Annotated in this window: 15 protein-coding genes; all 15 read left to right on the top strand. The window is 63.7% G+C overall.

Annotation, left to right across the window (positions count from 1 at the left end; genetic code table 11):
- Nucleotides 1-3 precede the first annotated feature (3 nt).
- Complete coding sequence (locus DTS01S_RS31080; protein ID WP_255247324.1) at nucleotides 4-243, top strand: hypothetical protein; 240 nt, start codon at nucleotides 4-6, stop codon at nucleotides 241-243.
- On the top strand, nucleotides 243-677 hold the full coding sequence (locus DTS01S_RS19150; RefSeq protein ID WP_061288462.1) for an antiterminator Q family protein: 435 nt from the start codon (nucleotides 243-245) through the stop codon (nucleotides 675-677). Before DTS01S_RS31080 ends, DTS01S_RS19150 begins: the two co-directional genes overlap by 1 nt.
- Before the next feature lie 129 nt (nucleotides 678-806).
- Nucleotides 807-1,154, top strand: coding sequence for a hypothetical protein (locus DTS01S_RS30580; RefSeq protein ID WP_139223872.1), 348 nt, complete (start codon nucleotides 807-809; stop codon nucleotides 1,152-1,154).
- A gap of 933 nt (nucleotides 1,155-2,087) precedes the next feature.
- Complete coding sequence (locus DTS01S_RS19145; RefSeq protein WP_061288460.1) at nucleotides 2,088-2,612, top strand: P27 family phage terminase small subunit; 525 nt, start codon at nucleotides 2,088-2,090, stop codon at nucleotides 2,610-2,612.
- Between the two features lie 7 nt (nucleotides 2,613-2,619).
- The gene (locus tag DTS01S_RS19140; protein ID WP_254788036.1) at nucleotides 2,620-4,377 is read left to right on the top strand and encodes a terminase large subunit; all 1,758 of its coding nucleotides are present in this window, start codon (nucleotides 2,620-2,622) and stop codon (nucleotides 4,375-4,377) included.
- Entirely contained in the window at nucleotides 4,374-4,589 is a 216-nt protein-coding gene (locus tag DTS01S_RS19135; RefSeq protein ID WP_074931962.1) for a hypothetical protein, read from the top strand. Before DTS01S_RS19140 ends, DTS01S_RS19135 begins: the two co-directional genes overlap by 4 nt.
- A gap of 3 nt (nucleotides 4,590-4,592) precedes the next feature.
- Nucleotides 4,593-5,867, top strand: a complete 1,275-nt coding sequence (locus tag DTS01S_RS19130) for a phage portal protein (RefSeq protein ID WP_061288456.1) — start codon at nucleotides 4,593-4,595, stop codon at nucleotides 5,865-5,867.
- A complete protein-coding gene (locus DTS01S_RS19125) occupies nucleotides 5,864-6,817 on the top strand; it encodes a S49 family peptidase (protein ID WP_061288454.1) in 954 nt (317 codons plus the stop codon). Before DTS01S_RS19130 ends, DTS01S_RS19125 begins: the two co-directional genes overlap by 4 nt.
- Before the next feature lie 68 nt (nucleotides 6,818-6,885).
- Complete coding sequence (locus tag DTS01S_RS19120; RefSeq protein WP_061288452.1) at nucleotides 6,886-8,199, top strand: phage major capsid protein; 1,314 nt, start codon at nucleotides 6,886-6,888, stop codon at nucleotides 8,197-8,199.
- A 50-nt stretch (nucleotides 8,200-8,249) separates the two neighbouring features.
- Entirely contained in the window at nucleotides 8,250-8,594 is a 345-nt protein-coding gene (locus DTS01S_RS19115; RefSeq protein WP_061288450.1) for a hypothetical protein, read from the top strand.
- Nucleotides 8,595-8,596: 2 nt separating this feature from the next.
- Nucleotides 8,597-9,142, top strand: coding sequence for a hypothetical protein (locus DTS01S_RS19110; RefSeq protein WP_061288448.1), 546 nt, complete (start codon nucleotides 8,597-8,599; stop codon nucleotides 9,140-9,142).
- A gap of 10 nt (nucleotides 9,143-9,152) precedes the next feature.
- A complete protein-coding gene (locus DTS01S_RS19105) occupies nucleotides 9,153-9,500 on the top strand; it encodes a head-tail adaptor protein (RefSeq protein WP_061288446.1) in 348 nt (115 codons plus the stop codon).
- Nucleotides 9,493-10,125, top strand: coding sequence for an HK97-gp10 family putative phage morphogenesis protein (locus DTS01S_RS19100; RefSeq protein ID WP_061288444.1), 633 nt, complete (start codon nucleotides 9,493-9,495; stop codon nucleotides 10,123-10,125). The genes DTS01S_RS19105 and DTS01S_RS19100 overlap by 8 nt, the downstream gene beginning before the upstream one ends.
- Nucleotides 10,122-10,517, top strand: coding sequence for a hypothetical protein (locus tag DTS01S_RS19095; protein WP_061288442.1), 396 nt, complete (start codon nucleotides 10,122-10,124; stop codon nucleotides 10,515-10,517). Before DTS01S_RS19100 ends, DTS01S_RS19095 begins: the two co-directional genes overlap by 4 nt.
- Nucleotides 10,514-10,696 carry a hypothetical protein gene (locus DTS01S_RS19090; RefSeq protein WP_061288440.1) on the top strand — a complete coding sequence of 61 codons (183 nt, stop codon included), beginning with the start codon at nucleotides 10,514-10,516 and terminating at the stop codon, nucleotides 10,694-10,696. The genes DTS01S_RS19095 and DTS01S_RS19090 overlap by 4 nt, the downstream gene beginning before the upstream one ends.
- The last annotated feature ends 31 nt before the right edge of the window (nucleotides 10,697-10,727 follow it).

Genomic DNA, 10,727 nt, shown 5'->3' with positions numbered 1-10,727 from the left:
TTCATGCCCGAGGTCTACAGGACAATCCAGCGCTATGCAGAGAAAGACGCCAGGGTGTGGCGTCTGGTGCGGATGGGGTTGGCTGGCCGGCCTGGCTGCTTTTGGGCCACAGAGGCGGGGCAGGTGGCAGGTACGCCCTTCACCAAGCTGAGCCGGACTGTCGAGGTCTCGCGCCTCATCTCGCGAATGGGCTGTGCACACGTCTGCATCATCGCCGGCCATGGTGATCTGGGGGCGAATTGATGGCACGCATCGAGCACATCAAGCGCAAGCTGGACAACTGGGCGTTGTGGAAATCCCGGCTCAACAGCACTGGCCTCGGGTTCCATTCGGTCAGCGTGCTGGCCGTCGATGTCTGGGGCCGCAACAGCTACGGCGGTTGCCAGATTCCACACATCGACCAGGAGGCCGAAGAGGTGGACAAGGCGGTGCAGGAAATGGAGCAGGCAAAGCGCCATCTCTATGCAACGGTTTGCGACTACTACCTGCTGGATCTGGGTGTGTCGGAGATTGCCCGCAACATGGGGAAGGGACCGAGCACCATCCATGCCCAACTTGGCCAGGCCGACCAGTTCATTGACCGCTGGCTGCAGGAGCAGCAGCGCATCAGGGAGGAACGCGAGGCGCTGGCCCGTGGCCGTGAGTACATGCGACGCGCGGGGAGTTTTCCACCATAGAGAGTTGGGCTACATTTGCGGCAAGCTAGTGCTCAGTGCCCCTAACCGCTGAACACTTGCCAGCCCCGCCCGGTGCAGACCCGGCGGGGCTTTTCTTTAAGCCGGGCTCTTTTTATTTCTGGAGGTGCTATGGACGATGAAGGTAGGGCTGTAGCTCAGCCTGCTGAGGCGCACGCGCCATTACCCGTGATCGATTCTTCGCATCCCTTGAGCAACCATCCGGCCAACTTCCAGCGCGAGGTTGGCGAGGCGGCAATGTTGCCAAAGACCTGTACCAAAAGGATCACGGTTGTCGGCGATTCATGTGGAGGTGGCGGCAGCGTGCTGCCGGCCTCAGACTCCAGCCCCGATGGCGTAGCGCTCCTCGTGCAGCTGCTGGCCGACGAGTTGCGTACGCTGCGGCAGGAAGTGCAGACCATGCGCGAAGCTGCTGCACATGGTGTAGTTCCAATGCGTGTGGAATGCTACCCGGGATGAGAGGCCATATCGATCACAAGTAGCGTCTCATGTTGCTTGGCGATCCAGCGGCGACCAGTGACGACGAATCGTTGATCTGAATCTGGGTATGCGAAGACGTCGCCTGTTTGGGGCACTCCAGTAAGAGACGTGAAAGCTACCCTCTGCATGTTTTCTGATCCTGTGCCATCCGGGAAGCTTAGTACTACCTTGGTTTCGAGACTCATGTTCGCCCTCCTGGCGATAGGTTGTGTGGAAGCTCTTATCGTATGCCAGCAGGGCAATTCATTTAGTCGGTTGACTTGCCAGCGCCGGATCCGTAACCGGCTTTATGCCAGCCCCATCAAGCCAGTTTTGATGGGGTTTTTCTTTGTCCCCCTCGGAGCATCTATGACGCCGGAGACCCGCCGAGCCATCAGTCGTCAGGACCACGATGAGCGGCGCGGTTCCGCCTCCTCGCGTGGCTACGGTGCGGCCTGGCGCGCTGCTCGGGACCAGTTCTTGCGGGATCACCCGCTTTGTGCTGAGCACGGAAAGCGTGGCGAGTCGATCCCGGCCCAGGTCGTGGATCACATCGTGGCGCCGCGCCTGGCTGAAGCTCGGGAATCTGGAGACCCGGAGCGCATGGGCGAAGCGCAGCGGCTTTTCTGGAGCCGGTCAAACTGGCAGCCGCTGTGCAAGCTGTGCCACGACTCGGACAAGCAGCGCCTGGAGAAGTCCGGGCGTGTCGCCGGCTGCGGGCCTGATGGTCGCCCGCTGGACCCGCGTCATCCGTGGAATCGGCCCGCCGCATCGACGATTTCGGCGTTTTTGGCCCGACCTGGACAAAACTGGCTCCGAGGGGGTAGGGGGGTGAAAAACTTTCGCCCTTTTTAGCAAGAGACCGACCGTTCCTCTCCGTACGCAAAATGCGGGAAATATGGGGAGGGGGGGTATACGACAGGAGGCACCTCGATGGCTGGAAACGCCAATTCCGGGCGCAGTGCAAAACCGCCGTTCCTGCATCTGGCGGGTGGCAACCCCGGAAAAAAAGACGCGGCTGCACTGCTGCGCGAGCAGGAGGCCAACACAGTTTCCGCCAGCGAGCCTGACATGCCCGAGGTGCTTACGCCGGAAGCGCGGGAAGAGTGGAAGCGCGTGATGCCCGACTTGCTGCTGCTGGGCTGGGTGCACCGTATCGATGTCATGGCGCTTTCGTCCTACTGCGAGGCGGTGGCCGACTGGCGGCGCTTTCGCGCGCTGATCGTCAAGAAGAATGCAGAGCAGGCCGAGGCCGGCGATGTGCAGACCTATGCGACGGGCGCCAAGCAAATCAGCGTGTGGCGGCAGCTCGCCAACGATGCCGAGAAGCGGGCGAACGCCGCCGGCGCGTTGTTCGGAATGTCGCCCCTGGCGCGACGAAACATGAAGGCCCAAGCGGCGCCGCAAGGGGAGTTGTTCGGCAATGACGAAAAGGACGCTGCCGCTCGCTACTTCTGACTGCCGAGTGAAGAAGTTCGCCCGCCGCGTGCTGCAGGGGCGAATCATTGCAGGGCCGTATGTGCGGGCCGCGTGCAAGCGCCATCTGCAGGATCTGAAGCAGGGGCACAAGCGTGGCCTGGTGTGGGATCAGGCGGCGGCAGACCGAGCCATCGGATTTTTCGAGGATGTGCTCAAGCTCAACGGCGGCGAATACGAAGGCAGGCCTTTCCTGCTGGCCCCCTGGCAGGCCTTCATCGTGGGCAGTCTGTATGGCTGGTACACCGAGGACGGCTACCGGCGCTTTCGCGTGGTGTACATCGAGACCGGCAAGGGATCGGGGAAGAGCCCGCTTGTCGCTGGAATCGGGTTGTACGGCCTGACGGCGGACAAAGAACAGCGCGCCGAAATCTACGCTGCCGCGACAAAGAAGGACCAGGCTCAGATCCTGTTCCGCGATGCCGTGGCGATGGTCAACCAGTCGCCGCATTTGCAATCGCGCCTGGTGCAGTCGGGCCGTGATGAGAAGGTTTGGAACCTCTTCTATGCGGAGACGAACAGTTTCTTTAAATGCATCTCTGCAGATGAAGGGCAGTCCGGCCCGCGTCCCCATGTCGGGCTGATCGATGAGGTGCATGAGCACAAGACGGCGACGGTGATTGACATGATGGTGGCCGGCATGAAGAGCCGCCGGCGTGCCATGGTGGTGATGATCACCAACAGCGGCAGTGACAAGACGACGCCGTGCGGCCAGTACCACGACTACGGTGCAGACGTGTGCACTGGGCGTGCACAGGATGACCATTTCTTTGGCTTCATCTGCTCGCTGGACAAGGGCGATGACCCGTTCAAAGACGAACGGTGCTGGCCGAAGGTCAACCCGTCGCTGCGCTTTCGCCTGGCAGGGCAGCGCGAGGGCATCCCGGGCTATCAATATCTCCGTGCCCAAGTGCAGAACGCGCGAGGCATGCCGGCGAAGCTGGCCAAGGTTTTGCGCCTCAATTTCTGTGTATGGACACAGGCTGAATCGCCATGGCTCGACTGGGAGATATGGGCGGCGGCCGAGGGGAGGGTGCCGCTGCAGCTGCTGCGACATCGCAAGGCGGTGGGCGCGCTGGACCTGTCCAGTACGACCGACCTTACGGCATTCGTTCTGCTGTTCTTTCCGACGCTGGAAGATCCCTACTGGCGGTTGATGCCGTATTTCTGGATTCCGGATCACGACCTGGACGAGCGGGAGAAACGCGACAAGGTGCCGTATCGGCAGTGGATTGCCGAGCGCTGGCTGGAGACAACGCCAGGCCGAGCGGTGAGCCGGCTGTTTGTGCTGCGGCGCCTGCAGGCCATCAGCGCCTATTTCACGGGGCTGGAGCGCATCGCGTTCGACCGTTGGCGTATCGAAGACGTGATTCAGCTGATGGCCGAGCACGGGATAACACTGCCGCCCCTGATTGGCTTCGGTCAGGGCTATGAGTCTTTCGGGCCGGCCGTCGATGAATTTGAACGCCGGCTGCTGGGTGCGCCGGTGGATGCGGGAAGTGCGGACGAGCCGGCCGAGCCGCTCGCCGAAGTGGAGCAACTGCGCCATGACGGCAACCCGGTGCTGACTTGGAACGCCGCAAATGCGGTGTTGACCCATGACCCGGCCAATAACCGCAAGGTGGACAAAGCCAAGTCCGTGGGCCGTATTGACGGCGTTGTGGCCTCAATCATGGCCTGTGGCATCAGCGGCAAGGGCCGCAAGCTGGGCGGCCCGTCCGTCTATGACAAGGGGATCAAGATATGAAGTTTCAGCTGCCGAGTTTTCGGGTGGCACTGGTGCTGCTGTCGCTGCTGTGCGGCCTGCTGGGCTTCGGCTTGGTGGTGGCGGGCATCTGGCGCATGCACCCACCAACTGCCATGGTGGTGGCGGGCGTGGCCCTGGTTGCCTACGCTTGGCGTGTTGACCGCGCCGCATCTGGGCTGGCTGCGCTGACGGTTGCGCGCGGGGAGGGATAAGACATGTTCTTTTCGTCCTTGGTTGGCGCCAATGAGGGCTTGGTTTCTGACGGCTCCAGCGGCTTTTGGCGTGGACTGATCGGCGCCGCTCGCAGCAGCTCCGGCATGCGTGTGACGCCAGAAACTGCACTGGCCCTGCCGATCATTCAGAACTGCGTCACGCTGCTTGCCGAAAGCCTGGCGCAGTTGCCGCTGGAGTTGTATGAGCGCAAGGGTGGCGGGCAACGCGAGTCTGCGAGCAGCCATCCTCTTTATCAGGTGCTCCGGTTCAAGCCCAACCCGTTCCAGACGCCGTATGACCGGGTGGAGCTGTCGCAGATGTCGGCAGGCCTGCGGGGCAATTCGTACACGTTCATTGAACGTGGGCGGGACGGCCAGGTGGCGCAGCTGTGGCCCCTGGATACGGCAAAGGTGACGGTGCTCAAGGGGCCTGACATGCTGCCGTACTACCAGGTGGCTGGCGTGTCCGATCCTCTGCCTATGCGCCTGGTCCATCACGTTCGATGGCATTCCCACAACGGCTATGTCGGGCTGTCGCCTATCGAGCTGCACGCCGACTCCATCGGCCTGGCTCAGGCGGTACGCCAATACACCGGCAAATCGTTCGCTAACGGCGTCACGCTGTCAGGGGTGATCGAGCGGCCGAAGGAAGTCGCCGCGATCAAGGAGCAGGGCACCATTGACTCCATCGTGAACCAGTGGGGCAGCAAATTCAGCGGCGTGGACAACGCCAGGAAAGTGGCGCTGCTGCAGGAGGGCATGACCTTCAAGCCGGTGTCCATGAGCAATGTGGACGCGGACGTGGCGGCCATCCTCAAGCTGTCGGGCGTGGACGCGGCGCGCATCTACAAGGTGCCGCTGCCCATGGTCAACGACCTGGACAAGGCCAACTACAACACGATTGAGCAGCTGCTGATTCACTTCGTGGTGTTCGCATTGTTGCCCTGGGCCAAGCGGCATGAGCAGGCCATGATGCGCGACTTTCTGCTGGACGATGAGCGGCCGCGCTACTTCATTGAATTCAACCTGTCGGGCCTCATGCGGGGCGATCAGAAGAGCCGCTATGAGGCCTACGCCATTGGGCGGCAATGGGGCTGGCTCTCTGTCAACGACATCCGGCGCCTGGAAAACCTGCCGCCCGTGGCCGGCGGCGATACCTACCTGCAGCCGCTCAATATGGTTGCGGCGGGTGCTGCGGCGCCCGATCCGAAGAATCCCGCAGTGCGGGCACAGCTGGAGATCCAGCGGCAAGAAATCGAAAGGCTCCTGACCCAATGAAAAGCTATCTTCGCGCAGCGGGCCTGCTGTTCAATCAGCCGCTGCTCACTACCTCGGATGCCATGGACATGGCGGTGCGCTGGGCCAATCAGGTGATGAGCCTCAACATCATCAATCTGGCCCCGGTGGCAGAGCCCCGCATGTGGCACGACGATGATGACTATGAGTCGCGCATTGCCCGCGAAGAGGAACGGCGCCGGGCCAACCTGCAGGCCACGGGCGTGCAGGTGATCCCCGTCCATGGGCTGCTGGTCAGCCGTGCGGCGCACCTCAATGTCTGCGAGACCATGACCAGCTACGAGGATCTGCGCAGCCAGCTGCGCCAGGCGGTGGCTGATCCCCTGGTCGAGCGCATCGTGCTGGACATCGACAGCCCGGGGGGAGCGGCCACCGGCGCATTTGAGCTGGCGGCGGATCTGCGGTCCATGGCTTTGCAAAAGCAAATCATCGGCCTGGTCAATTTTTCGGCCTACAGCGGCGGCTACCTGATCGGTGCGGCGTGCACCGAACTGGTGGTAAGCCGCACCAGCGGCGTGGGCAGCATCGGAGTGATCGCCAAGCACATGGACCGCTCGGCCATGCTGGAGCGAGAAGGGATCAAGGTCACGACCGTATATGCCGGCGCGCACAAAAACGACCTGTCGCCGCATGAGCCGCTGACAGAACAGTCCATGAAGTTCCTGCAGGAACTGGTCAACGAAGGCTATGACATGTTCGTGAACGCCGTGGCCGAGTACCGGGGCCTGAGCGCCTCTATCGTGCGCGCCACTGAGGCCGGTCTCTACCGTGGCCAGACCGCTATCGCCGCTGGCCTGGCCGACCGGTTGCAGACCCCCACCGATGCCCTGGACGGTATCACTCGCGCCGTGGCCGAAAGCCGCGCCAATCGACCCGCGCCTGGCCGGTTGGCTGTGCGTGCTGCTGCAGCCCATCTGCAATCCCAGATCTGACCGCGTTCGCGGCAGTTTTCCGGCCCGCCTCGGCGGGCTTTTTTCATTGCTCTTTAGGAAGCAAAACCATGTCCCTTGTGACCCAACTGCGTAGCGAACGCGCCCAGCTCAATGACACGCTGCAGGCCCTCGCAAAGAAGGATGCCGCCGGCGAGCAACTGTCTGCAGAAGAGCTGCAGCAGTTCACATCGCTGGAAACCCAAATCGGCGAGCTGTCCGCCAAGATCGCACGCGCCGAATCCGCCGAACGCCTCAATGCCGCGGCGGCGGTGCCCGTCAACGAAAGTGCGCGCGGCATCAACGGCCCGCCCGCCGGCGCCCACGTCACCGTGACCGACAACGCCCCGCCGGGCGCATCCGTCGCCCAGGTGGCGCGCCTGCTGGCCGCTGCTGGTGGCAACCAGCAGCATGCGGCCCAGATGGCGCAAGAGGGCGGCTTCGGGCAAGACATCGTGCAGACCCTGAGCACGGTCACTCCGGGTGCGGGTGGCGTGCTGATCCCCGCCAACATGGCCGCCTCGGTGATCGAGGCGCTGCGCCCTCGCTCTGTCGTGCGCTCCATGGGGGCGGTCAGCCTGCCCCTGGTCAACGGCAACATGACGCTGCCGCGCATCAAGGACTCCACGGTGGTGGGCTACATCGGCACCGAAACCGATATCCCGGTGACCGACATGACCTTCGCGGACATGAAGCTGCAGGCCAAGAAGATGGGCGCCCTGGTGCCGATCAGCAATGACCTGCTGTCGTTCGCTGGCATCAATCCGCGTGTGGACAGCATCGTCGCCAATGACCTGCTGATCAGCACCGGCCTGGCCGAGGATCTGCACTACATCCGCTCGGCGGGCAGTGCCCTGCTGCCCAAAGGCCTGCGCTATTGGGCGCTGCCGGGCAACGTGGTGGACGCGCCCGTCGATCCAGACCTCAAGGCCATCGATCTGTTCCTGGGCGGCCTGATGCTGCGCCTGGAAGCCGCCAATGCCGCGATGGCCAACTGCGGGTGGCTGATGCATCCGCGCACCATCCGCTGGCTGCAGTCGCTGCGCGACGGCAACGGCAACAAGGCCTATCCCGAGATCGATCAGGGCCAGCTCAAGGGCTACCGCTTCGGCCTGTCCACGCAGATCCCGGTGAACCTGGGCGCCGGCGGCGATGAGTCGGAAATCTACTTCGTGGACTTCTCCGATTGCTACATCGGCGAAACGGGGCAGCTGTCCATCGCCTACAGCACTGAGGCCTCCTACAAGGACGCGGGCGGAAACATGGTGTCCGCCTTCCAACGCGATCAGACCCTGGTGCGTGTGATCGCGCACAACGATTTCGGCGTGCGCCATGTCGAGTCCGTTGCGGTCGGCGCCAAGTTGAAGTGGGGCGCGGGCATGTGAGATGACGCCCCGGCAGGCGCCGGGGCGCAACCAATCGAAAGGACAAGGCGATGAGCAAGCAAGAAGCAGGCAAACAAGAGATCGTTGCGGTGGTGTTCCTGAAGCACTGGCGCGGCTACAACCCGGGCGAAACCGCAGCATTTCCGGCGGACCAGGCGGACCGCCTGGAAGCGGGTGAGGTGGCCGAGAAATCGGGCACGGCCAGCAGTGCAGCAACCAGCGGACGCAGTGCACGGGGTGCGGGGCGCGGCGGCAAGTCCGCAGCGCGTGATCAGGCGCAAACGGTGGACCCCGAAAACGGTGGTGACGGCGCGCCGCCTGTCGCTGCACCTGCTGCTGCCAGCACGGAGGCAGGGGCGGGCGATACGGGCAACCTCAACGCTGACCGGCCCTGACCATGGCCCGGCGCAAGCGTTACGCAGGCGAGCCCGTGCTGTCTGCGGCCGAGGTCGCGCAATGGTGCCGCGAGCACATCGATGACCTGCAGCGCTCGCTGGTGGAAAACATCATCGTGCCGGGCGTGACGCAGATGTGCGAGGCGGAAACCGGGGCGGCCATCCGTACGGCTGAGTATGTCGAAGACTGGCCGCAAGACCGTTTGGGCAATGTGCTGGATGTCGGCCAAGTGCGGTCCATCAGCAGCGTGAGCCTGCTGCGCGCTGGGGCAGATTCGATCCCGGTTGAGGGCTTCGAGCTGGAGGTGGACCAGCGTGTCGGCCGCCTCGTTTTTGCGGGCGGCCGGCCATCTGGCCGTCTGCGCATCGAGTACGTGGCTGGGGTCGATCTTGACGCATACCCATCGGTACGCACCTGGCTGCTGCTGCAGGCGGGGACGCTGTATCAACAGCGGGAAGCCCTGGTGACCGGAACCATTGTTTCCGAACTTCCCTTGAAATTCCTGGGCAGTATGCTGGCGGAGATCGCCGTGCCGCCCCGATTCTGAAAGGTGGGCCATGCTGCAATCAGGAAGGCTCAGGCGCCTTATCGTGATAGAGGCCCTCCAGCAGGGCAAGGACAAATCAGGAGGCAGTGAGCAGGTATGGATTCCGGTCACGCCAGCAGATGGCATCTATGCCGGGCACACCAGCGATTCGGGCACATTGCGTCCCGCCACCAAGGCGGCGGGGGGCGAGGTTCCCGTGTCTGCGGAGGTGTTCACACTCCGGTGGCGCGATGGCATCAGGGCCGGTATGCGCGTGGTCAGTCGCGGTCTGTACTACCAGATTCGACATGTCAAAGATTTGGCGGATCGCCATGAAACGCTGATCCTGACCTGCGAAACGGGGGTGCGCGATGGCTGACAAACCCGATGTCACAGGCGTGCCCGACCTGACCGCAGCGTTCCGCGAAGTCCGTGAGGACATGGCGCAAAAGGTCTCGCGCCGCATGGTGGTCGCCGGGGGCAAGGTGATCACGGAGCGCGCCAAGGCGATTGCCAAGGCGAACGGATCAGTGATCACCGGCGCCATGGTCGAGAACATCGCCATCAAGCGCGAGCCCAACGCCCCGGACGGAACGGCGCAGTACCACATCGGGGTGCGCCACGGCCGCGACCAGACCAAGCGCGTACAGGCCAAGGGGCAAAAGCGCCTGGTCGTGAGCCGAGGACGCATCAAGGTGCGGCGCGACAACGACCCGTTCTATTGGCGCTGGGTCGAGACCGGCCGCCGTGTGGTCCCCGCATCGGTCAAGTCCGGCACCACGACATACACCCAGCGGCTGCGCAATGGCCGCGTGGTGGTGCGCTCGCGCAAGTACGAGGCCTCAAGCCTGCGTGCTCGCCGGCGTGCTGCATCGCAGGGCGTGGTCGGCCGCAAGCCGTTCATTGAGCCCGCGCTGCAGCAGGAGCGTGACAACGCCATCACGGCCATGGACCGGGCGCTGCAGCGCTACCTGGCCAGCGAAAGAAAGAAGGGAGGCGCATGACGGCAGCCCCGAGCATCCACCAGCGTTTGCTGCCTGTACTGGAGTCTGCGCTGGGCAATACATGGTGGCTTGAACTGCCGGCGCGTCCTACCTGGCCGGCGGCAGTTTTCAGCGTCGAGACGGCACCGGAGCCCGGATGGTGCGCCGGCGGCGGCTACGACGCACACGACGCCACGGTGATCGTGCTCAGCCGCAGCGCGGTCGAGCTGGACACCCTGCTGCCGACCAGCGGCGGCGGCAGCGTGCGCGCGGCTGTCGAGGCCATGGAGCACTACCAATGGGAAGTGGGCTGCGAGGACGCGGACTATGAAGACGATCCGCAGGTCTACGCCCGCGCCCTGATCGTGCGCTTGCGCACGCCCCGATTCACCACAGCAAAGGACACGCCATGACGGCAAAGAAAGACAAGGACGAGGCAGTGCACACGTCTGCACCGGCACCGCAGAACGCCAAGCCGGCGAAGCCCGCGCACCACCAGGCCACTACTCTGCCGCCCCCCGATGAATTCCACGGCAAGGCGGGCCGCTACGTGCGCGACCCCGCCACCGGCCTGCGCGTGCCGCAGGACTGATCGCCAGCCCTATCCCTCAACCTCTGAAAGG

Source organism: Delftia tsuruhatensis NBRC 16741 (assembly GCF_001571325.1).
In the GTDB taxonomy this organism is placed as follows: Bacteria; Pseudomonadota; Gammaproteobacteria; order Burkholderiales; family Burkholderiaceae_C; genus Comamonas; species Comamonas tsuruhatensis.
The sequence above is the reverse complement of the archived record's forward strand: the minus strand, read 5'-3'. Positions and strand labels throughout refer to the sequence as shown.